Genomic DNA, 20,051 nt, shown 5'->3' on the forward strand with positions numbered 1-20,051 from the left:
GACATGTCTTGCAGGGCTTCGAGGATCGTACTGAGGTCAGGAGGTGCTGACCCGGCGTCCGCTGTGGTGGGACTCGATCGCGGCGTGGGCCAGTTCGAGGGCCCGGCGGCCGGCCCGGGCGTGGACCGGGGGCTGGTCGCCGGCGCGGAGGGCTTGCAGCAGGGCATCGACGTGGCGGTCGAAGGTGCCGGCGAAGGTGCGGGACTCGTCGTCGAAGTACGTCGAGTGCCAGCGTTGCTCGACCGGGTCGCCGGCCTTGGAGAACGTCAGCGCGCGGACGGTGTCGTGGATGACGAGGCGGCCCTCGGTGCCGTTGATCTCGATCCGCTGGGTGTCCGGGTAGGCGTACGACGAGTCGTACGTGCCGAGCATCGTGCCGACCGCGCGGTTCTCGAAATCGAGCGCGAGCGCGACCGTGCTGAAGGCGCCGTACGTCTTGTCGGTCATGTGCGCGGATACTGAGGCTACTGGTCCGACCAGTTGCTCGAGCAGGTCGAAGCCGTGGCACTGGGTCTCGATCAGGTTCGCGTGCGGCGAGTTGCCGTGGTTCGCCTCGCCGCCGAAGCGCCAGGTCGCGAAGACGAGGTCGCCGAGTTCGCCGGCGTCGATGAGCGCCTTCGCGCGCTGCACGGGTTCGGCGTACCGGTGGTTGAAGTTGATGGCGAAGAAGTTGTCGCCGGCCTCCGCGAGCAGGCTGTCGGCTTCGGCGAGGTCGAACACCAGCGGCTTCTCGACCAGCAGCGGTACGCCGGTCCGCACCAGTTTCAGCGTGACGTCGTAGTGGTCCTCGTTCGGCAGGCACACCGTGACGAGCTCGGGCTGCTCCGTGGCCAGCATCTCGTCGAGATCGGTGTACGGCGTGGTGCCGTACTTCTCGGCTCGCGCCTGGGTGCGGGCAGGGGTACGGCCGAAGATCCCGCACAGCTCGGTGTCTTGGCGGCGGGAGAAAATGCGCGCGTGGTGCTCGCCCCAGCCGCCTGCACCGACGACGGCGACCCTCATGAGGCGCCGTCCTGGGTGACGACCACCTTGCCGGTCTCGCCGGCCATGAACCGCCGGAACGCCTCGCTGATCTCGGAGACCGGGAAGCGGTGGCTGATCACTCGGGAGATCAGGTCCTGGTGGTCGGACAGCAGGGCGAGGTTGCCCGGCATCTCGTCGTACCGGAAGTACTCGCTGCCGAGGATCGCGTGCTCGGGGGAGATCAGGTCGTCGGACACGTCGATGGTGAGCGATTCGCCGTGGCCGACGCAGATCAGCGCGCCGCGCTTGCTGACGATGTCGAGCGCAGCCCGTCGGGCGGACTGCTTGCCGGACGAGTCGAAGGCGACGTCCGGAGCGCCTGCCTTGGTCAGATCGTCCGCGAGCAGAGGGATCGCACCGAACGACTCGGCGAAGTCGAGCCGCCAGCGGGAGAAGTCGGAGATGTAGACCGGGACGTCGGCGCCGTACTTCAGTTTGCTCATCACGGTCAGACCGAGTCCGATCGGTCCGGCGCCGGCGATGTACACGCTCTCGACGTCTGGTCTGACCAGTGACGCCCGGCCGATCGCATGGCTGCTGGTCCCCATCACGTCGAGCAGCATCGTCGCGTTGCCGATCTCGATGTCGTCGGTGATCGGGAAGAAGTTCGACTCGTGCACCACCTCGTACGGGCCGTAGCCGCCGTCGTGGGTGAAGCCCATGTCGGCCCGCTTGGCCAGGCACTGGTTGGTGGCGTTCAGCTTGCAGCTGCGGCACTCGCCGCAGAAGTCCATCAGGAACACCGCTCCGCGAGCGCCGACCGGCGTGCTCGTGCCTTCGCCGGCCTGAAGGACGGTGCCGGCGGCTTCATGTCCGGGTACGACGGACGAGCCGTCGTAGTACTGGTGCCGGTCGGTGCCGCAGAGGGCGTTGGCCTGGACGGCGAGGAGCAGTTGGCCGGGGCCGGCGTCCGCGTACTCGTGATCCGCGAACTCGATGTTGCCGGCGCCGGTGAACCTGGGAGCGAGGGCGGTGCGCGTCATGGTGCCGGAATTTACTACGTAGCAAACGCGGCCCACAAGAGGTTGCGGGATGGTGCGGTGGTGTCAGCGAGTGGTGCTCTCCCGGATGCGCAGCTCGTAGCCGGCCATCCGGTGCTGCGGGACGTGATCCTCCTCGAGTTGCTCCTCGAGCAGGTCGAGCGCGGTGCTCGCGATGTCGTCGAGGAGCGGGGCGATCGTGCTGAGCGTCGGGGTGGACAGGCTCGACTCGACGATGTCGTCGAAGCCGATGACGGACACCTCGCCCGGTACGTCGACGTTGTCGCGCTGCAACGCCCGCAGCGCACCCAGGGCCGCGGAGTCGTTCATCGCGAAGATGCCGTCCGGGTGGAGCTGTTCGAAGGTCCGGCTGATCGCCTCCGCGGCCGCCGCGGTGGTCCAGTCGCACTCGACGATCAGCGCCGGGTCCAGGTCGATGCCCTGCTTCTTGAGCGCGGCCTGGTAGCCCTGGCGGCGGAGCTGGTACGAGCGCCGCGGGCCGTGGTTCGCACCGAGCAGGAGGATCCGTTGCCGGCCGGTATCGAGCAGATGCGTGACCGCGGCCTGCGCTGCCTCGCGGTTCTTGATGCCGACGTGGTCGATCGCGCTGCCGGGCTCTCGGTCGCCGACCAGCACGACCGGGTGCGTACTGCGCTGGTCCGCGCGGCTCAGTGCGACCGCGCTCATGATCACGCCGTCGGTGAGAACGTCGCCGCCGCCGCGGAGCAGCTCGACCTCGAGCTCGTGGCGGCCGCCGGTGGTCTCGACGAGGATCGTCGTCCCGCGATCCCGGGCGGCGGCGATGACGGCTTCGGCCAGGTCGGCGAAGTACCGCTCGCGGAAGGTCGGGACGGCCAGCGTGACGGTGCCGGTGCGGCCGGTGCGCAGGCGGCGGGCCGCCGTGTTGGGACGGTACCCGAGGGCGTCGAGGCTGGCCTGGACGCGGGCGCGGGTCGCGGGGGAGACGTGGACGTAGTTGTTCACCACATTCGAGACGGTGCGCTGGGACACGCCCGCGTGGCGGGCCACGTCGGACATGCTGACCGCCACAACCGCGCTCCTTCAGGGCCTGGGTTGCGTCAGATTATCAAGGTCAGGCGTGACCTGGGTTGTAACTTCGGTTTACAGTTGCGGGTATGAGCCTTCAGGAGAAGACCCGCGGGCGCCGGGACGCGATCGGGGTCGGTGTTGCCCTGCTCAACAAGCTGGCGCGGTCGCGGGCGATCGACCGGTTCGGGCTGCGGAAGCCGGCCGAGCGGGCGGTGTTCGAGGCGACCAAGACCGGATTCCGGACGGCCGGAGCGCTCTCCCGGCGGTTCTCCGCGGCGACGGGCCTGTCGGGGCCGTCGCGGCTGCCCGCGGCGAAGGGCACCGGGCGGTTCGACCTGACGCCGACCGAGGACCAGCAGATGATGGTCGACGTCGTCCGCGAGTTCGCCGCCGAGGTACTGCGGCCCGCTGCCGCCGCGGCCGACACCGCGTGCGCGACGCAGTCCCAGGTCCTGGAGTCGTCGGCCGAGCTCGGGCTGAGCCTGATCGAGGTACCGGAGGACCTCGGCGGCATCGTCACCGAGCGCTCGGCGATGACCGGCGTACTCGTCGCGGAGGCTCTCGCACACGGCGACATGGGGCAGGCGGTCGCGTGTCTGGCGCCGTCGGCCGTGAGTACGGCGATCTCGCTCTGGGGCGACGAGAAGCAGCAGGCGACGTACCTGCCCGCGTTCACTGGTTCGACGGTGCCGGCCGCTGCGTTGGCGTTGCTCGAGCCGCGGGTGTTGTTCGATCCGTTCACGCTGAGCACGCGGTACACGGGTGGACTGCTGAACGGCGTGAAGTCGCTGGTACCGCGGGGCGCCGACGCGGAGCTGTTCGTGGTCGGCGCGCAGACGGATGCGGGTCCGCGGCTGTTCGTGGTGGAGGCCGATCATCCGGGCGTGGTGATCGAGGCCGAGCCGTCGATGGGGCTGCGGGCCGCCTCGATGAGCCGGGTGATCCTCACCGATGTGCCGGCCGTTCCGCTCGGGTCCTTGGACGACTATGCCGAGTGCGTGCGGCTGTCGCGGCTCGGGTGGTGTGCGCTGGCGCTCGGTACGGCGCGGGCGGTGCTCGACTACGTCACGCCGTACGTCAACTCGCGTGTGGCCTTCGGCGAGCCGATCAGCCACCGGCAGTCGGTCGCGTTCATGGTGGCGAACATCGGGATCGAGCTCGAAGGCATGAAGCTGGTCACGTACCGGGCCGGATCGCGTGCCGCCCAAGGGCTTCCGTTCGCCCGGGAGGCCGCGTTGGCACGGCGATTGTGCACCGAGAAGGGCATGCAGATCGGGACGGACGGCGTACAACTGCTCGGCGGGCACGGGTTCGTGAAGGAGCATCCGGTGGAGCGCTGGTACCGCGACCTGCGGGCGATCGGCGTGATGGAAGGGGCGGTGCTGGTCTGATGATCAACCTCGAGACTCCGCGCAAGTTCCGGGCCTTCGTCAACCAGGCGCATCAGGTCGCCGCGGAGATGCTGCGGCCGAACTCGCGCCGGTACGACCTGGCCGAGCACGAGTACCCGGTCGAGCTGGACATGCTCGCCGCCATGGTCGACGGATTAGGTGCCTCAGGCACCGGTTCGGGCGCGGGCGCTTCCGGCGTACGGCGTTCCTCGGCCGGCGACGAAGGTGTCGTGAACGGGTCGAACCTGTCGTCGGTGCTGTCGATCATGGAGATGTGCTGGGGTGATGTCGGGCTGCTGCTGTCGATGCCGCGGCAGGGCCTGGGCAACTCGGCGATCGCGTCCGTCGCGTCGGACGAGCAGCTGCGGCGCTTCGACGGCGTGTGGGCCGCGATGGGGATCACCGAGCCGGACTGCGGATCGGACTCGGCGAACATTCAGACGACCGCCCGGCTGGATGGCGACGACTATGTGCTGAACGGCGAGAAGATCTTCGTCACCGCGGGTGGCCGCTGCGACGCCGTCGTGGTGTGGGCGACGCTCGACAAGACGCTCGGCCGGGCCGCGATCAAGTCGTTCGTGGTCATGAAGGACACGCCGGGGATGACGGTCGAACGGCTCGAGCACAAGCTCGGCATCCGCGCGTCCGACACCGCGACCATCCGCTTCGAGAACTGCCGCGTCCCGCGCTCGAACCTCCTCGGCTCGGCCGACATCGACAAGGGCTTCGCGGGCGTCATGCAGACCTTCGACAACACCCGTCCGCTGGTCGCCGCGATGGCCGTCGGCTGCGCCCGCGCGTCCCTCGAACTCACCCGCGACCTGCTGGCCGACGCCGGCGTACACGTCGACTACGACCGCCCCGTCCACCTGCAGCCCGCCGCCGCGGCGACATACCTGTCCATGGAAGCCGACTGGGAGGCCGCCTACCTCCTAACCCTCCAGGCCGCGTGGATGGCCGACAACGCCCACCCCAACTCCCTCCAAGCCTCCATGGCCAAAGCCAAAGCGGGCCGCACCGCCAACGACATAACCCTCCGCTGCGTAGAACTAACCGGCACCCTCGGCTACTCCGAACACGAACTCCTCGAGAAGTGGTCCCGCGACAGCAAAATCCTCGACATCTTCGAAGGCACCCAACAAATCCAGCAACTGATCGTGGCGCGCAGGTTGCTGGGGAAGACGTCTGCTGAGCTCAAGTAGCCTTATTTGCAAGGTGTTCTGGCTCTGGCTGAGATCGTCTCAGAGGAGGCCCGCGCCGTCGCCCACGGAGCAACGTGAGCGAGCCGCCGGTCCACGGCATGGCGACGAGCGGACGATGTGCGGGTGTGAGTAGACCGAGTCAACCCACGCGACGACCTTGTCCCGCCCGACCACGAGATCCTCCAGGAGCGACGAATCGAAGTCGCTGACCTCCTCCGCGAACCCGTCGAGGTAGCCGCGATTGTCGCCGGCGCTCCACCGCTCGTTGAAGGACTTCTCCAACTCGATGATGGTCCTGCTGATCCCTTCCTTGCTGACGCTCATGCCATGTCCCTTTCACAGGTGCTGTAACCGGAAACGCCTTCCCCGGCGGCTGCGTGAGAAAGAAGACGCTCTTGACGTTGAAACTGCGAGCCGCAGCAGGCTGTCGAGCTCGCCGGGGCTCGGATCAGCTATGGGCGGTCGATGCCGGTGAAGATTTCGAGTACGTCCTTCGCGTGGGTGGTGGCGTCGTAGGGTACGTCCCCGATGCCATGCGCGTTGGGAACGGTGGTCACGGGCTCCCACAATGTGTTGGTGTCGCCCGTTGCGAGGGCGAGCAGGGCGTCGCGAACGAAGGTGTCGCGGGCAATCTGCTGGTCGCTGGCGCCAGGTCGCGTCTGGCCGACGATGCCGTACATCTCGGTTCCGTGAACGGCTTGCGCTCCCTCGACGGGACCGACGGAGAGTAGATGTGCGTTGCCTCCGGCCGCGGCGTGCGCGAGCGCGCCACGGGTCTGAGGCAGGGTGAAGGTGAGGTCGGTGAGCAGCGCACCACGGACCTGGATAGGAGTACGCCCGTCGACGTCGTACGCGGCGATGATCTCGCTGGCGCGGCTGCGGGGGATGCGGTTCCGGTGGGCGAACTCCTCGAGGAGGCCGTCGATGCTGCCGGGGTCGAAGTCCTCGGTCCTGTGCAGGACCCACCAGTCGATCTCGTGGGTGGTGCTGCTGAAGAGGATGTCGACGTCGCGGTGCTGACCGGATTCGAGAACTCGCAGGGGATGGCCGGCGAGGACACCGTTCGGCTGGTTTCGGTCGTCGACGATGCCGATGAGGTCGTTGTCCACCCCGTGCGCTGCGCCAGGGTCTGATGACTGCGATTTGGTCAGCGTTTCAGCGAGGAGGTGCGCGTCGACGTTCAGGAGCTGCTCGGGGTCGTTCTGTACGCCGAGCGCAGTGAGGACGGCTAGCGCGCGCTCTTCCGCCCCCCAAGCCGGTACCTGGCGTGCCGGCATACCGGAGAACGCCGCCAGACGGTGGTAGAGACCGTCGGCGGATGGTGCGGCGAGGAGGCTGAGGGTGGAGTAGGCGCCGGCGCTGTGACCGGTGACGGTGACGTTGCCAGGGTCGCCGCCGAACCGGGCGATGTTCTCGCGGACCCATCGCAGGGCGGCGATGATGTCTTGCAGGCAGAGGTTTGTGGCTTCGGCCAGCGCGCCACCGTACTGGGAGAGGGAGAGCGCACCGAACGGGCCGAGCCGGTAGTTGAGGGAGACGCCGATGGCTCGTCCGGTCGCGGCGAGCCCGGACGCGTTGGAGGTGGTCTGCGTGTTCGAGCCCAGCATCCACCCGCCGCCGAAGATGTAAACGATGACGGGGAGAGGCTTGGCTCCGCTGTCTGTGGGTGCCCAGATGTTGAGGTTCAGGCAGTCCTCGCTGAACCCGTTGTCGGCCTCGAGCCAGCTGGTGTCCCCGGCTTGGAGCGGCGCGGGTCCCTTCTGGTCGTAGGGCAGGTCGGGGTCGAAGGGCACAACCTTCGGGCTGCGGAAGCGGTCCGCGGTGGCGTACGGCACGCCCAGCCAGGAGCGCACGGTGCTCTGCTCAGTGGTGTCGGTGCTGGTCATGTGACGAAGTTCCTTCCGGGGTTTGGTTGTCGTGCCGAAGCCGCTCGGTTCCCGAGCGCGTCACCGCATAGCGCGAGCGAACGTGGCAGGGTCAACCGGTCGCTGCGCACGTGGGAAGTTCGCGACAACAAGCAGGTAGGAGTCGGTGACCAGGTCATCGATCAAGGTTTCCGGCAGGCCGCCCGAGGGGTGCAGTGTGATCCAGTGCTTCTTGTTCATGTGATAGCCGGGAGTGATGCCGTCGTGCTGCTCCTGAAGAGCTTTGCTGTCGTCCGGGTCGGTCTTCACGATCACGATCGGCTCCCCGGCGACGTCGGTGAGCAACATGAAGACCTTGTCCCGGACCTTGTAGACGTCCCAGCCGGGCCCGAACGGGTGCTCCAGATTCGCACCAGGTAGCTCCTGCACTCGCGCCCGAGCATGCTCCTGCAGTTCAACGCCGTTCATGCGATCCCTTCACCGTGGGCTAGATTGAAACCAGATACGTACGACTGTACGCACTCTGCGTACGAGTGTACGCACTACCTCAAGCATTTGGAGAGGAATATGCGACGAGGGAAACCGAATGACCCCGGGCGCCGCTCCCGGATCCTGCAAGCGACGCTCGACGTGATCAGGTCCGACGGCATCGGCGCGGCGTCCTACCGGGGCATCGCCGCGCACGCCGGGGTCCCACTGGGATCGATGACCTACTACTTCCCGACCCTCGAGGGCCTCATCCTGAGTGCTCTCGATTCCACCCGTAGTGATCTCGAACCCCGCTACGCGGCCCCGCTCCGGGAGGCCCGCACCCCGGCAGACGTCGTCGAGGCGCTCGTCGAGGCGACGATCGGTACGACGAGCCCGAGCCTCGCCGACATCCGTCTGTACGAGGAGATACGCCACTACGCTGCGCGGAACCCGAAGGTGGCAGAGGTCCTCCAGGCGGTCGAGGACGATTCCCTGGTGATGCTCCATCGCGTGGTCCCGAACAGCACGGCGCTTGTGATCAACGCCCTGCTGTGGGGTTGGTGGAGCCACCGCCTGGCGCACCCCGATACCGCGCTCGACGAGCTGGCCGTGCGCCAGGCTTGGGAAGCGCTTGTTGCCCTCCCCGCCCCCGGTCACCCTTTCCACGAGAAGGAGCGGAACGATGCCTGAAACAATGCGTGCCATCCGACTCACCGGCCCCGTCGACATCGACGGCCTCACGGTCAGCGACGTACCGATCCCGAAGGTTCGACCCGGGTCTGTGCGGATCCGGGTGATGGCCTTCGGCATCAACGAGTCCGAGGCCACGAGCCGCCAGGGAGAGTCCGGCCCCGACTTCTCCTTCCCCCGGATCCTGGGCATCGAAGCCGTCGGCGTCGTCGATGCCGTCGGCGACGGAGTCGCGCTTCGCACCGGTCAGAAAGTCGCCACGATGATGGGAGGCCTCGGCCGAACCATCGATGGCAGCTACGCCGAATACACCGTCGTCAACGCGGTCAACGTCATCCCGTTCGATACCCACCTCGGATGGGACGCCGTCGGCGCGCTCCCACAGATGCTGCAAACCGCCCATGGTTCGATCACCGCCGGGCTGAGGCTGGAATCCGGCCAGAGCGTCCTCATCCACGGCGGCACGTCCACCGTAGGGCTCGCCGCAATCGCGATCGCTCACCAGCTCGGCGCGACAGTCATCGCAACAACCCGGAACCCAGCCCGATCCGAGCTGCTCACCCGGACCGGCGCCGACCATGCTCTCGTCGACGACGACACTCTGCCGCACGCGATCCGTAACCTCACCCCAGACGGCCTCGACGCAGCCCTGGAATTCGTCGGCGCGACAGCGCTTCCAGCCACGCTGTCCCTCGTACGACCCGGCGGCACAGTCTGCTTCGTCGGCGCGCTGAGCGGTACCTGGACCATCCCCGACTTCGACCCGTTCGCCATCCCCACCGGAGTACGGCTCACCAGCTACGCCGGCGAAGCCAACGACCTTCCCTCCGGCGCCCTGGACCAGTACCTGCGCGCCATCGAGGCCGGCACCCTGAACATCGTCATCGCCGGAGCCCACGAAGGGCTCGAAAAGGTAGCCGAAGCACACCGCGACCTAGAGTCCCGCCACCAACCCGGGAAATACGTCATCGTCCTACCCGCAACCTGAGGCCCGCCCATCAGATGCGCCACCACTGCGCGGCGCCTATAGGCCCGGTGACTGCTGGCCGGTGGCGTGGCATCAGTCGTGTGATCGTCTGTGACTGAGACGTGACCGAGTGGCGATCGTCGCCGAGGGCAACTAGCGCCGGCGTCGAGAGCGTCACACTGGCTGTGTGGGCGAACTGGCGCCCTATCTTCTCGGGCCAGTCGGATTGGAGCTCGCCCAGGCGGTGGAGCAACTACCCGGTCAGCAGGGCCTGGTCTGCGGCGATCAGCGGCCAGTCACCAGGTCGTCCTGCGATGCCGCCAGCGCTTCAGTTCGGCGTTGCCGAAGATGCTTCAGCGATTCCTCCAGCGCGGCCACCTCGCCGAGCCAGGCCCTGTCCTTGGCTTCGATGAGGCGGGCCTCTGCGTTGCTGGTCATTTCCTCGATCCGTGGCAGCCGATCGGGGTCGACGCGCAGGAACCGGCAGCGTGAGCACGCATGCTCGTGAACGCACGGCGTCCCGTAGGGGCCGATGGCAGCTGCCCAGCGCGACCTCGCGCAGCAAGAAGTGCTGCTCGAACTCCTGCCACTTCTCACCCGAGGCCGGGCGCAGCTCCCCGAACGGGCGCAGCTCGCGACGGCGTTCGATGAAGAACTGGTGCGCGGCGATCACTTCCTCGGGGAACACGGCGGTGTAGCCGCGGGGCGTGTCGAGATTGAGGTGGCCGAGCAGCGTCGCTGCGATGTGCAGCGGCAGGCCGCTGGAGACCATCTCGGTAGTGAACAGCCGCCGGAAGTTCGGCCGCTCTGCGGCGACACAAGCCTGTGATCGAGCGCCTGCAGGTTCTGGCGGTGCGGCAAATGCGATGGAGCGGCTGGACTCGCCAGCAGTCATCGTCATTGCCCGCGCCTTGACCGGTCGCTACGAGAAGCGTGCGGGACATGTCCGATCGCTCAGCCGGTGAGGGGCGCGAGGTCGAAGAACTCGGATACTTTGGACCAGCGGAAAGTTGGTCGGTTCTGCAGACCGGGATATGCGACGGCCATGCCGCGGTGCGGTGAGACCGACCACAGGAAGGTATTTGGGGAGGCGGCGTGGTCGATCCAGGTGGTGGTCCATTCCGGTACGTATCGTTCGTAGATTCGGCGCACCCGGGCGACGTCCTTGGTTTCGATTCTGGCCGGCCCACTGAACCGAACCTGGCGAACGTCCTCAGGTGGGTTGAACGTGGCCATCATGACCGAGACGTCTCGCTGGTCACGAGCCGCGTCCAGAAATGCGGTCGGCCGGGAGCCTCCTTCGGGAGTGTGGAACCAGAATCTCCCGTCCTCGACCAGGAACCACATCATCGCCAAAGCGGTGTTGCCGTTCCGCGTGGTGGTGGCCACGCTGGCCGGTAGGTTCGGCTCGTTGAGGAAGCCCAGCACGTCGAAAGTCGGTTGGTTCATGGCGACGATCGTGCAAGCTCAAGACCTGTTGAGGTCAAGGGTGTGACCGCCGCGGAATGGGGCGGGTGGCAGGCAGCCCAGAGTAGGAGACGAGTTGAAATGAAGTATGTGGCGACCGCGTTGTTGCCGGTTGCTGATAGCGCCGCGGCCAGAGCCTCGCTGCACCAGATCCGATGTCGACGACTGGGCTGTTGACGCCATCGAGGTCTTCGCCGTGGAAGTCAAGGTGGTCGACCTTCAGCAGACGGCAGCGCGAGATGCCGAGGGAACTTCCCACGTGGGGTGCGTCGAGGATCGAGCACTACGATGGATCGACCGATGGCCGGTTCGCCTCCGGGCCGTGCTGAGACGGAGCGTGAGGCGAACCGGCTGGTGGCCTAGTGCCAGCTGGTGCAGGCCCAGGACTTATACGTGCCCTTGTAGTAGGCGTAGACGCAGGCTTGGACCTTGTACCCCGAGCCCCGCCAGACCCCGCCGCTCCATGCGTCGGTACTCGTTGTCGCCGTCCAGCTCTTGCTCCCGTGCGTGTTCTTGACGAACCCCTTGCACGTCCAGGGCCCCGCAGCATAAGGACCGACGTTCGCATAGGCCCATTTTGTGCTGCTGTTGTAGTAGAGGCTCACAACGCAGCCGCCCGTAAGGTGCTGATCCACTTCGTGGCCGTGCGAGGCGGCCGATGCCGGGGCGGTAGACAGCGCGATCGCTCCCGCTACTGTGGTCGCCACCGATGCTGCTTTGAGGGCAATCCTCATTCTTCCTCCTGTTGTCGCCAGTCTGACCAGTACTAGACGATGTAGCTCTGCTCAGCTGTGACATCGCAGGCAACACCTACCGTTGTGGCTGGTCGTGCCGGCGCCCTGACGGACCGATGATCTGAGACTAGTTCTGGTCAGCGACTCATTGCTGCCGGAGAACCGGACGACGCCACCGGGCGTCGCGCCTGTGTCGCCGCCCGCGCTAGGTGGATATGCGCTCATGCGGGTACGGCGGGCGAGGTCCGGCCGCGACGATCCTCGAAACGCTGGACACCGCGCCCGAGCCTGCAGTGGGTTCTCGACACTATTACCGAGGGCCCCGCGATCGTCCGCAATGGCCGCATGGACCTGCTGGCGACCAACCACCTCGGCCGCGCAATGCACTCGTCGCTCTACGAGCGGGACCCCGGCGGACAGCCGAACTTCGCCCGCTACACCTTTCTTGACGAGGACTCGCTCCGTTTCTACCCGGATTGGGACACCGCCGCCGACACCTGTGTCTCGATCCTGCGCACCGAGGCCGGTCGTGACCCCCATGACAAGGCGATGCACGACCTCGTGGGGGAGCTGTCCACCTGCCGGGGCTGGGTGCCGGCTATCTCTCGCTTGACAGTGGAGGACTGGGCTGAGATCCGCCGGTTGCACCGGTCGGAGGGGATGGCGACCGAGTCGACTTCACCGCCGAGATCGCCGTGCCGGTGCGATTCGACCTGGCGGTCACACCGGCTCGAGCACGATCTCGGGCGGCGGAACGTTCCGTTCTCAGGGATATGCGCGAACTACTGTCGCTGTGCGATCAGCACGGACACTGCGGGGCGGTCGGGGCGAAGTACGCCGAACTACCGCTGCGGACCGCCCGGCGCCTGCATCGGTGGCTGCGTCGATGGCCACTGGGACCAAGGGCCTTGGTGCACCATTCCATCCTGCGCGCCGGCCGGCTGGCGTCGCCAAGTCGTGATGGCGAACCCCGCCGCGACGACCGCGAAGGCGAACCCGGCGAATGCGAAGACCGTCGCATTGCCGGCATCGATCTGCGCGGACAGGCATTGCTGGGTGCCCGAACATCGCCGCGCTTCCGCGGCCGCCGAAACCACGACCTGGATACCGGCGAAGAACAAGATCGCCGATACCGCCAGCGAGATGAACAACAACGCGACTCGTCCACCGTACGACAATGCCTTCTCCTGACATTCCGGAACTTCGGTACCTTCCCGAGACGCCGCAGCGCCCAGATCTGTGACATCACCGAGCCGTGCACGCCTCAGCGCCCCTCGGAATCTCGGCGCATGGCGATGCCGCAAGCCGGCGATGCCGCAAGCCGCGATCAGCAGGCAGAGCGCAGCTCCGGCGCCGGCCACCCACGCCATACCGCACCCGGCTCCGGCATCCACCGGACTCCCCGCAGCCGCGAAGAACACGGTGCCGAGAACAGCCACACCAGCTGCTTCACAGAACTGCTGCGCAACCGCAACCGCATTCGTGGGTGGCACCTGGGACAGCGTTAGCCCGAGGAGAGAGGGCAGCATCGCTCCGGTGCCAAGACTTGCCAAGGCCGCGATCACCACAATGGCACTGAGCCGGCCGTCACTGGTGCCTGCCCGAGTCAACAGCGCGAGGCCGAGCAGAGCCACCGTCACCAGTACCGCGCCGCCGACGATGGAATGCCGCCGGCGCCTGACCGGCAGTCGGGAACGGCGAGCGCGGTGACCAGGAAAGTGACGCCAGAATGACCTTCCCCAGATCTGAAGGAGCACGGCCGTCGCCATCCGGGGGTTGGACATTCATCCGTCGTGCGAGCGCCGCCGAGCCGAAGGTGTCTGCCGGCCGCACACCGAACAGGGCGAGGCCGCTGTCTCCGTCGCTTGCCTCCTTGGTGGCGATCAGCAAGTGATACTCCACCGGGCCGTCGGTCTTTTCGTGAGCAGCAGCCGCAGACGCGTCGTGATCGGACAGTTCACCCTCAACCGCAACAACAACCTAATGTGCCACGGTCCATCTCTCCCCTTGTCGTAGTCGATGGAGAGCCGATGGTCTCCGTACCCACGAAGCCCTCGCGATCACGATGATCGAGATCGTCAGCGTCCTGTGAGTCATCGTGCGTGGCCTGCGGAGGAGAGTTCGGACGTACTGGCGGGCTCTCCTTACAGACTGCAGACCGTGCACATGCCCTCGAGCATCTCGATCGGGCCGGTTGGAGGCTGCTCACCGCCCTGCACAGGTCCGCCGATCAATCTCGGCTCAGTCCGAGTCGGGCCAAGACGCCTCGGTGACTTCTCCGCTACGTACGTCGACGGTCAGCCGGACCGGGCCGTCGGGCATGACGTACAGGTCGTAACGCCCTTCGGGCACATCGGAGAAGACCGCCGAGTGGATGATCTGTCCCTCGGCAGAGGGGCGCGGAACGACCGCGACGTGCGGGTCATGGACACCCCCGTGACGGTGTCCATGACCGTGACCGGACATGACGTCTTCGTGCCGATGCCCGGGCGGCGCATCGGCCGCGCGACGTTCGATTTCCACGTCCTCCAGGCCTGCTGGCATGGTGACGAGTATCGCGCCGATGCCGTCGCCGATGTCGAGCAGGACTGAGGAGCCTTTGCCGGCGTGGGGATTCTCTTCCGCGTTCGTCAGCGGCTTGGTCATGACACCGCTGGTGTTCCCGGCTTGGACGAATAGCCGCCCGCCGGCGTGCCGAGGTAGGGGAACGAGGTTAGGTAGTCGGAGTTGGTGTTCGACGTACCGTCCTTGATTGCTGCTGCGGCATCGTCGGGCTTGAACGTGGGGTCGACCAACGGAATGGTGAGACCGGCGACGGCCCGCAGTTCGACGGTGACGACGTCGTCGAAGACCCGACGGCCGTTCGGGAAGCCGGCTTCGTCGCCGGCGACCAGACCGAGTGGGCTCGGCGACTTGGCTGGCGGTACGGCGACGTTCAGCCGCAGCATGTCAGCCTGGACCGGGCCGGTGTGGTTCTGGAATCCGGGCACCACGCCCTTCGGGATCCCCGTCAGCAAGATCGCGGCCAGGTCTGCGCGGGGTTTCTTGTACGCCGCGAGTCGCGGGAAGACGCCCGGGTAGAGCACCGGGAGCAGCCCGGCGAGCTCGGGCTTGGTGACGTACTGGGCGAACCGCTTGTCCTCGTGGGGCGCGAGGCTGTTCCACCTGTCCTTCTCGGCCATCGGGACGATGACCTCGTTGAACAGCGGGTTGCCCAGCCGGGAGACCTGCTTGTACGGACCGTGCCAGACCGGTACGCCGAGCAGGTCGTCGAGGATCTTGGACTGTTGCCGACTCGCGGTCGCGTAGACGCCGATGACCGACTTGGCGTCCAGCACGTCCTTGGGCGCCTTGCCGTCGCGGGTGAGGTCGGCGATCGGGACCTGGAGGGCGATGGTGTGGACGTTCGAGCCCTGCAGGCCATTGACGCCCATGGCCGCGGCCGACGGGATCAGGTGCGCCATCTGGAACGGCCGCAGCGTGCCCAGGTCGAAGATGCTGCCGAGGTCGGCGAAGAACCCGTCCGCGCGCTGGCCGGCGAACACCCGGCGATGGGTGCCGATGGTGTGGATGCCCTCGGCGGCTAGCTTGGCGTAGTTCGGCGTACTGCGGATGCCGACGTTGACCGGCGGCGCGGCGAGATCCCGGGCCAGGATCCGGGCGCGGCCGTGCTCGACGCGGGTGACGGAGTAGAACTGCGGACGGTTCCAGTTCGGGTCCTTGATCGAGGCGATCGGACCGGTGTTGTACAGGAACGTCTTCTTGTTGCGGATCTCGGCGTGGAACCTGAACTGGTAGCTGATGTCGGCCTTGCCGGTCCCGCTGTTGGAGATGTGGATCTGGTACAGCACGTCATCGCCGAATTCGTAGAAGTTGGGTCCGCCGAACGGGTTCTGGAACGGGATGAAGTTGGCGATGATCGTCACCGTGTCCGGCTGGTCCGGCGACACGAACGCGTAGACATCGGTATTGTCCGCGACCGGGTCCTTCGAGATCTCCGGCGCTTCGCGGTGCGAAGACATGAGAGTTTCCTCCAGTGTGAAAAGAAAGTCGGGGGAGCCTGGTGTCAGGCTGTGGTCACGCCGGCCAGGCGGGCGGCGAGTTCGCGGTCGGTGACGACCACCTCGCGCTCGCCGACCAGGATGGCCATCTCGCCCTTCTGCACGTCCTTGACGTGCACCACGAACGATTCGGCGTGGGTGAGGTCGGCCTGGTCCAGCTGCGAGGCAGCATTCGCCGGTCGGTCCTCGAAGATCTTCGGTACCGCAACCGCACCGACCGCGGCCGCGGTGCCCGCCCCCGCGAACACCAGGAACCCGCGGCGTGTGGCGTCAGTCATGTCGCTTCCTTCCGTAATCCAGCCCGACCGCCGGACGTCACCGGCGGGGCACCAACAGATGCGAGTACGTCGCATTTGTGTCGCAGATCACATCGTTGGCGCTGCGGTGAGTTCGGTGCGCCGGCCACTGCGGATGGGTGGCAGGACGGAACTTCTTGGATTGCTTCTGCGGATTGCTGAGGTCCGGGTACGGGCCGCCTTCTTTCGAAGTCGGCGCGGCGGGGCGGCGGATGGGCGCTGTCAGCGATCCGGCGGTTCTTCGGTTCCGAACGCTGTGTCGTGATCACTCGTCGTGGGGTGCTTGTCGCGGGAGCGCTGGCCGGGATTGTCGGCGCAGCGGATTGCGGGAAGGACGAGGTGCCGAACACGCCGGATCCGGTCGGTATCAGCTACGGGGAGGACGGCGCGCAATCGGCGCAGCTTCACTTGCCGGCTGGGGGTGCGAAGGTACCGGTGGCGGTCGTGATTCACGGCGGTTTCTGGATGAAGGAGTACGGGCTGGAGCTGGCGCTCCCGTTGGCGCGGGATCTGGCCGCAGCGGGAATCGCGGGATACGCCATCGAGTACCGCCGGGTGGGGAACGGCGGCGGCTGGCCGACGACCTTCGAGGATGTCGCGGCTGCGATCGACGCCCTCGCCAAGCAGCCGCGCGTCGACCTGGGCAAGGTCGTCGCCATCGGTCACTCCGCAGGCGGGCAGTTGGCAGTCTGGGCCGCTGGCCGGACCCACCTGCCGGTGACGGCACCGGGTTCCGCTCCACAGGTTCCGATCAAAGCGGTCGTCTCGCAGGCAGGGGTGCTCGATCTGGTCGATGCTTACCGTGAGCGGGTCGGCGGCGACGCCGTACAGGCCTTCCTCGGTGCTACACCCGATCAGGATCGCGAGCGTTATGCCTTGGCATCACCGTTCGAGCGACTGCCGCTGAAGGTACCGGTCGCACTGATCCACGGCACCCGGGACGGGGAGGTTCCGATCGAGCAGAGCAGACGCTACCGAGACGCCGCCGCCAATGCCCGCGACCAGGTGAAGCTGACCGAACTCCCGAACATCGGCCACTTCGAGTTGATAGACCCTCGCTCCACGGCCTGGGCCACCTGCCGCTCCGAAGCCCTCCGCGTCATCGGCTGACGGGAAGAGGCCGTCAGGCGCGAAGCTCAGGACGACCCGTGAGATCACTAGGGCGCGGTTGATCACGGTTGCGCCCAGCATGCCGGCCGCCAGCACCAGCGAGTCGGTACCGCGCAACCGGGGGCGTGAGGCCGCTCACCACGCTTGATCCGTCGGGTGCGGCCGCGATGGTCGAAACGACGAATCCGGCGAGTGCGACAGCCAGCAACCCGACGATCGCGGTCTCGAACGAGCGCTGGCCGCGGCGTGACTGATAAAGCAGGAGCGCGAACGAGACGATGCCGGTAATCACTCCGCCGGCGAGCAGGGGCAGCTCGAACAGCAGCTTGAGCGCGATCGCCCCGACGACGACCCAGCACAGCAGATAGCCGTAGCCGGCTCCGGCCGCGATGTTGGTCGGCGCAGCGGTGCGGGTGCATACATGTCTCGGCCTCTCGGTCGGGGTGTCTGTGGGTGCTTGGGAGCAACTCCTCCGACGGATCGGCGATTGGACCTATCTGGACTCGCGATGGCTCCGAAGTGCCCACATGTCGTCCGAGCGAGGAGGGCCGATGAAGGCTTGGAAACCGTTGTGGCGATGGCTGGCGGCCAGTACCGGGCTTGTGGTGCTGGTCGCGGTTGCGATTGTCGTGCTGGGTCCTGGTAGCGGCGGAGCATCAACCGGTGCACGATCGCCCGGTGAGGCGCGCTCCACCGCGGCGGGCAAGACACCGTCGTCGACGGCTGCGCCGGTGGACCAAGAGGCATTGGTGAATCGGATGCTCGATCAGATACGCGCCGGCAAGCCTGTCGAGCCGCAGTTCGCCGCGGGTGACAATCCAGCCGCGGGAGCGCCGATCGAGGCGATCAAGGCCAAGCCGGGCGAAGAACTGCGCCTGGGGCAACTGTCGATTCCCCGGTTGCGCGTCAGTGAGCCGTTGAACAACGGGGTGGACGAGGCCGCGTTGGTCCATGGCGTCGGGCACTGGCCGGGTACGCCGTTGCCGGGTAGCCGCGGGAACAGTGTCGTGAGCGGGCATCGGAGTACTCACGACAAGCCGTTCCTGTATCTGGACAAGCTCCGGCCGGGGGACCCGATCGTCGCGACGGTCGGCTCGAAGCGCACGACGTACAGAGTCGTGAAGACAACGATCGTGCCGCAGGCGGAGTACGTGAAGTTCATCCTGCGGCAGCCCGCTGATGCGGGCGCAAAGGTGATCACGCTGTTCGCCTGCAATCCGATCACTGCCCACTACCAGCGAATCGTCGTGCAGGCGCGTGCCGATTGAGGAGGCGATATCCCTGCGCCAAGAGTCGAACGGGAACCTGAATCATCCATAGAAGGAGAATCATGGGTATCCGCACGATTTTCGGGGGCCGACCGGTTCTCGAGTTCCGCGACGAGCAGAGTCGGCGCAGCTTCCTGCGCAATGCCGCGCTGGTCGGTGTCGGTCTGACGTACGCCGCTTCTCGCGTCGGTGATCCGGTTGCCTTCGGCAATGCCGATCGCGGCTTCGGTACGCAGGCCGCGAAGAGCGATCTGGACATCCTCAACTATGCGTTGACGCTGGAGTATCTGGAGTCGGCGTTCTACACGATGGGCCTGAAGGCGAAGCTCCTCAAGGGCCGTGAGCTGGAGCTGATCGACCCGATCCAGCAACACGAGGCCAACCACGTCACGGCGGTCAGGACAACCATCCAGGACCTGGGCGGCAAGCCGGTTGCGGCACCGAAGGTGAAGTTCCCGGCCGGCACGTTCTCCAGCCGGGCGGCGTTCCTGAAGACCGCGGGCACGTTCGAGGAGCTCGGCGTGAAGGCATACCACGGTCAGGTGCCGCTGGTGAAGGACGGTCACATCCTCGCGGCCGCGGCGTCGATCGCGGGGGTCGAGTCCAGGCACGCGGCGATCATCGCCCAGATCTCGGGCGGGAACCCGTTCCCGGCCCCGATCGAAGCCCATCTCGGGATGGCGCCGGTGCTCAAGGCCGCCATGCCGTTCATCGCGAAGTGAGGAGGAGAGCTGATGACTGACACCGCACGTGATCTGATCCATGGCAACGCCTCCGCGGTATCGCCCGGGCTGGCGCTCGGAGCGTTGTCGCACGGCTTCGAGCTCGCCAGTGCGAAGGACTTCGGCAGCGACGTCGAAGTACTGAACTACGCGCTGACGCTGGAGTATCTCGAGGCCGAGTTCTACCGGCAGGGCAACGCCGCCGGCCTGCTGAAGGGCAAGGAGAAGAAGTACCTGATGCAGATCGGCGCGGACGAGGCGTCGCACGTCGCCACGGTCATGTCGACGATCCAGAAGCTCGGCGGTACGCCGGTCGGCGCGCCGGCGGTGGACTTCGGTGGTGCGTTCGCGAACCGGAAGAGCTACCTGACCACGTCGCACATCTTCGAGAACAAGGGAGTTGGTGCGTATCTGGGTGCTGCGGGGTTCGTGAAGGACAAGATGATCCTTCAGGCCGCCGCCGGAATCTTCGGTGTGGAGGCGCGGCACGCCGCCGTGGTCGGCAACCTGCTCGGCCTGAAGGCCGAGGGCGGTGTGTACATGGGTTCGACCGAGGTCGGCATTCCGAAGGCCGACGTACTGAAGGCGGTCGCGCCGTTCCTGCAGGACCCGGCCAAGGTCGTTGCCGCAATCACCTATTAGAACCCATCCGCGAGGCGGGCGGCTGGCACCACGGCCTCCTCGGCCTCTTCAGCTGAGAAAGACATCTGCCCGAACCTGGGCCGACGGCACCCGCCGCCGGCCCAGGCGAGAT

At 66.8% G+C, this 20,051-nt stretch carries 22 protein-coding genes and 1 pseudogene; 10 read left to right on the forward strand and 13 right to left on the reverse strand.

Annotated elements, in window-relative coordinates; translation table 11 throughout:
- Positions 1–36: 36 nt before the first annotated feature.
- The 3 genes from ACIA58_RS19415 to ACIA58_RS19425 all read right to left on the reverse strand — a co-directional run bounded on the left by ACIA58_RS19415 (position 37) and on the right by ACIA58_RS19425 (position 3,053).
- A complete protein-coding gene (locus tag ACIA58_RS19415; RefSeq protein WP_396405096.1) occupies positions 37–1,002 on the reverse strand; it encodes a Gfo/Idh/MocA family protein in 966 nt (321 codons plus the stop codon).
- Positions 999–2,006: an alcohol dehydrogenase catalytic domain-containing protein gene (locus ACIA58_RS19420; protein ID WP_396405097.1), complete on the reverse strand. Its 1,008-nt coding sequence runs from the start codon at positions 2,004–2,006 to the stop codon at positions 999–1,001. The genes ACIA58_RS19415 and ACIA58_RS19420 overlap by 4 nt, the downstream gene beginning before the upstream one ends.
- Positions 2,007–2,069: 63 nt before the next feature.
- Entirely contained in the window at positions 2,070–3,053 is a 984-nt protein-coding gene (locus ACIA58_RS19425; protein WP_396405098.1) for a LacI family DNA-binding transcriptional regulator, read from the reverse strand.
- A gap of 86 nt (positions 3,054–3,139) precedes the next feature.
- Between ACIA58_RS19425 and ACIA58_RS19430 the strand changes: the two genes are divergently transcribed.
- Positions 3,140–4,444 (forward strand): acyl-CoA dehydrogenase family protein, encoded by a 1,305-nt coding sequence (locus tag ACIA58_RS19430; RefSeq protein ID WP_396405099.1) that lies wholly within the window; start codon positions 3,140–3,142, stop codon positions 4,442–4,444.
- Positions 4,444–5,646: an acyl-CoA dehydrogenase family protein gene (locus tag ACIA58_RS19435; RefSeq protein WP_396405100.1), complete on the forward strand. Its 1,203-nt coding sequence runs from the start codon at positions 4,444–4,446 to the stop codon at positions 5,644–5,646. Before ACIA58_RS19430 ends, ACIA58_RS19435 begins: the two co-directional genes overlap by 1 nt.
- A 39-nt stretch (positions 5,647–5,685) precedes the next feature.
- On the opposite strand, the gene ACIA58_RS19440 is transcribed toward ACIA58_RS19435, so the two are convergent.
- From ACIA58_RS19440 to ACIA58_RS19450, 3 genes are all read right to left on the reverse strand, one after another.
- Entirely contained in the window at positions 5,686–5,970 is a 285-nt protein-coding gene (locus ACIA58_RS19440) for a hypothetical protein (RefSeq protein WP_396405101.1), read from the reverse strand.
- A 128-nt stretch (positions 5,971–6,098) separates the two neighbouring features.
- Positions 6,099–7,532 carry a carboxylesterase family protein gene (locus ACIA58_RS19445; RefSeq protein WP_396405102.1) on the reverse strand — a complete coding sequence of 478 codons (1,434 nt, stop codon included), beginning with the start codon at positions 7,530–7,532 and terminating at the stop codon, positions 6,099–6,101.
- 60 nt (positions 7,533–7,592) lie between these two features.
- Positions 7,593–7,979: an MmcQ/YjbR family DNA-binding protein gene (locus tag ACIA58_RS19450; protein ID WP_396405103.1), complete on the reverse strand. Its 387-nt coding sequence runs from the start codon at positions 7,977–7,979 to the stop codon at positions 7,593–7,595.
- A gap of 99 nt (positions 7,980–8,078) precedes the next feature.
- Here ACIA58_RS19450 and ACIA58_RS19455 point away from each other — a divergent pair, with 99 nt between their 5' ends.
- On the forward strand, positions 8,079–8,672 hold the full coding sequence (locus ACIA58_RS19455; protein ID WP_396405104.1) for a TetR/AcrR family transcriptional regulator: 594 nt from the start codon (positions 8,079–8,081) through the stop codon (positions 8,670–8,672).
- The gene (locus ACIA58_RS19460; RefSeq protein WP_396405105.1) at positions 8,665–9,660 is read left to right on the forward strand and encodes a zinc-binding dehydrogenase; all 996 of its coding nucleotides are present in this window, start codon (positions 8,665–8,667) and stop codon (positions 9,658–9,660) included. The genes ACIA58_RS19455 and ACIA58_RS19460 overlap by 8 nt, the downstream gene beginning before the upstream one ends.
- Before the next feature lie 264 nt (positions 9,661–9,924).
- Here the strand turns inward: ACIA58_RS19460 and ACIA58_RS19465 are convergent, their stop codons facing one another.
- A complete protein-coding gene (locus ACIA58_RS19465) occupies positions 9,925–10,077 on the reverse strand; it encodes a hypothetical protein (RefSeq protein WP_396405106.1) in 153 nt (50 codons plus the stop codon).
- 94 nt (positions 10,078–10,171) lie between these two features.
- On the opposite strand from ACIA58_RS19465, the gene ACIA58_RS19470 reads away from it, so the two are divergent.
- Complete coding sequence (locus ACIA58_RS19470; protein WP_396405107.1) at positions 10,172–10,468, forward strand: hypothetical protein; 297 nt, start codon at positions 10,172–10,174, stop codon at positions 10,466–10,468.
- A 125-nt stretch (positions 10,469–10,593) separates the two neighbouring features.
- Here ACIA58_RS19470 and ACIA58_RS19475 read toward each other — a convergent pair whose 3' ends face one another.
- On the reverse strand, positions 10,594–11,067 hold the full coding sequence (locus tag ACIA58_RS19475; protein WP_396405108.1) for a pyridoxamine 5'-phosphate oxidase family protein: 474 nt from the start codon (positions 11,065–11,067) through the stop codon (positions 10,594–10,596).
- A 1,061-nt stretch (positions 11,068–12,128) separates the two neighbouring features.
- Between ACIA58_RS19475 and ACIA58_RS19480 the strand changes: the two are divergent.
- Positions 12,129–12,407 (forward strand): annotated as a pseudogene (locus ACIA58_RS19480) (transcriptional regulator); the annotation flags it as partial.
- Between the two features lie 275 nt (positions 12,408–12,682).
- Here the strand turns inward: ACIA58_RS19480 and ACIA58_RS19485 are convergent.
- The 4 genes from ACIA58_RS19485 to ACIA58_RS19500 all read right to left on the reverse strand — a co-directional run bounded on the left by ACIA58_RS19485 (position 12,683) and on the right by ACIA58_RS19500 (position 16,179).
- The gene (locus tag ACIA58_RS19485) at positions 12,683–13,609 is read right to left on the reverse strand and encodes a hypothetical protein (RefSeq protein WP_396405109.1); all 927 of its coding nucleotides are present in this window, start codon (positions 13,607–13,609) and stop codon (positions 12,683–12,685) included.
- A 472-nt stretch (positions 13,610–14,081) separates the two neighbouring features.
- On the reverse strand, positions 14,082–14,486 hold the full coding sequence (locus tag ACIA58_RS19490) for a hypothetical protein (protein ID WP_396405110.1): 405 nt from the start codon (positions 14,484–14,486) through the stop codon (positions 14,082–14,084).
- On the reverse strand, positions 14,483–15,862 hold the full coding sequence (locus ACIA58_RS19495; RefSeq protein WP_396405111.1) for a DUF4331 domain-containing protein: 1,380 nt from the start codon (positions 15,860–15,862) through the stop codon (positions 14,483–14,485). The genes ACIA58_RS19490 and ACIA58_RS19495 overlap by 4 nt, the downstream gene beginning before the upstream one ends.
- Positions 15,863–15,906: 44 nt before the next feature.
- Positions 15,907–16,179: a twin-arginine translocation signal domain-containing protein gene (locus ACIA58_RS19500; RefSeq protein WP_396405112.1), complete on the reverse strand. Its 273-nt coding sequence runs from the start codon at positions 16,177–16,179 to the stop codon at positions 15,907–15,909.
- Positions 16,180–16,458: 279 nt separating this feature from the next.
- On the opposite strand from ACIA58_RS19500, the gene ACIA58_RS19505 reads away from it, so the two are divergent.
- Positions 16,459–17,307, forward strand: coding sequence for an alpha/beta hydrolase family protein (locus tag ACIA58_RS19505; protein WP_396405113.1), 849 nt, complete (start codon positions 16,459–16,461; stop codon positions 17,305–17,307).
- Positions 17,308–17,320: 13 nt separating this feature from the next.
- Here ACIA58_RS19505 and ACIA58_RS19510 read toward each other — a convergent pair whose 3' ends face one another.
- On the reverse strand, positions 17,321–17,599 hold the full coding sequence (locus ACIA58_RS19510) for a hypothetical protein (RefSeq protein WP_396405114.1): 279 nt from the start codon (positions 17,597–17,599) through the stop codon (positions 17,321–17,323).
- 259 nt (positions 17,600–17,858) lie between these two features.
- Between ACIA58_RS19510 and ACIA58_RS19515 the strand changes: the two genes are divergently transcribed.
- The 3 genes from ACIA58_RS19515 to ACIA58_RS19525 all read left to right on the forward strand — a co-directional run bounded on the left by ACIA58_RS19515 (position 17,859) and on the right by ACIA58_RS19525 (position 19,939).
- Positions 17,859–18,575 carry a class E sortase gene (locus ACIA58_RS19515; RefSeq protein WP_396405115.1) on the forward strand — a complete coding sequence of 239 codons (717 nt, stop codon included), beginning with the start codon at positions 17,859–17,861 and terminating at the stop codon, positions 18,573–18,575.
- Positions 18,576–18,637: 62 nt separating this feature from the next.
- Complete coding sequence (locus tag ACIA58_RS19520) at positions 18,638–19,297, forward strand: ferritin-like domain-containing protein (RefSeq protein WP_396405116.1); 660 nt, start codon at positions 18,638–18,640, stop codon at positions 19,295–19,297.
- A 12-nt stretch (positions 19,298–19,309) separates the two neighbouring features.
- Entirely contained in the window at positions 19,310–19,939 is a 630-nt protein-coding gene (locus ACIA58_RS19525; RefSeq protein WP_396405117.1) for a ferritin-like domain-containing protein, read from the forward strand.
- The last annotated feature ends 112 nt before the right edge of the window (positions 19,940–20,051 follow it).

It is taken from the genome of Kribbella sp. NPDC051586, from assembly GCF_044453965.1.
Classification (GTDB): Bacteria; Actinomycetota; Actinomycetes; order Propionibacteriales; family Kribbellaceae; genus Kribbella.

Excerpts from the sequence above, each read along its gene's own strand:
- ACIA58_RS19415 (WP_396405096.1), bottom strand. The coding sequence starts at position 1,002 with ATGAGGGTCGCCGTCGTCGGTGCAGGCGGCTGGGGCGAGCACCACGCG.
- ACIA58_RS19420 (WP_396405097.1), bottom strand. The coding sequence starts at position 2,006 with ATGACGCGCACCGCCCTCGCTCCCAGGTTCACCGGCGCCGGCAACATC.
- ACIA58_RS19430 (WP_396405099.1), top strand. The coding sequence starts at position 3,140 with ATGAGCCTTCAGGAGAAGACCCGCGGGCGCCGGGACGCGATCGGGGTC.
- ACIA58_RS19435 (WP_396405100.1), top strand. The coding sequence starts at position 4,444 with ATGATCAACCTCGAGACTCCGCGCAAGTTCCGGGCCTTCGTCAACCAG.
- ACIA58_RS19440 (WP_396405101.1), bottom strand. The coding sequence starts at position 5,970 with ATGAGCGTCAGCAAGGAAGGGATCAGCAGGACCATCATCGAGTTGGAG.
- ACIA58_RS19445 (WP_396405102.1), bottom strand. The coding sequence starts at position 7,532 with ATGACCAGCACCGACACCACTGAGCAGAGCACCGTGCGCTCCTGGCTG.
- ACIA58_RS19450 (WP_396405103.1), bottom strand. The coding sequence starts at position 7,979 with ATGAACGGCGTTGAACTGCAGGAGCATGCTCGGGCGCGAGTGCAGGAG.
- ACIA58_RS19455 (WP_396405104.1), top strand. The coding sequence starts at position 8,079 with ATGCGACGAGGGAAACCGAATGACCCCGGGCGCCGCTCCCGGATCCTG.
- ACIA58_RS19460 (WP_396405105.1), top strand. The coding sequence starts at position 8,665 with ATGCCTGAAACAATGCGTGCCATCCGACTCACCGGCCCCGTCGACATC.
- ACIA58_RS19465 (WP_396405106.1), bottom strand. The coding sequence starts at position 10,077 with ATGACCAGCAACGCAGAGGCCCGCCTCATCGAAGCCAAGGACAGGGCC.
- ACIA58_RS19470 (WP_396405107.1), top strand. The coding sequence starts at position 10,172 with ATGGCAGCTGCCCAGCGCGACCTCGCGCAGCAAGAAGTGCTGCTCGAA.
- ACIA58_RS19485 (WP_396405109.1), bottom strand. The coding sequence starts at position 13,609 with ATGGCGACGGCCGTGCTCCTTCAGATCTGGGGAAGGTCATTCTGGCGT.
- ACIA58_RS19490 (WP_396405110.1), bottom strand. The coding sequence starts at position 14,486 with ATGACCAAGCCGCTGACGAACGCGGAAGAGAATCCCCACGCCGGCAAA.
- ACIA58_RS19495 (WP_396405111.1), bottom strand. The coding sequence starts at position 15,862 with ATGTCTTCGCACCGCGAAGCGCCGGAGATCTCGAAGGACCCGGTCGCG.
- ACIA58_RS19500 (WP_396405112.1), bottom strand. The coding sequence starts at position 16,179 with ATGACTGACGCCACACGCCGCGGGTTCCTGGTGTTCGCGGGGGCGGGC.
- ACIA58_RS19515 (WP_396405115.1), top strand. The coding sequence starts at position 17,859 with ATGAAGGCTTGGAAACCGTTGTGGCGATGGCTGGCGGCCAGTACCGGG.
- ACIA58_RS19520 (WP_396405116.1), top strand. The coding sequence starts at position 18,638 with ATGGGTATCCGCACGATTTTCGGGGGCCGACCGGTTCTCGAGTTCCGC.
- ACIA58_RS19525 (WP_396405117.1), top strand. The coding sequence starts at position 19,310 with ATGACTGACACCGCACGTGATCTGATCCATGGCAACGCCTCCGCGGTA.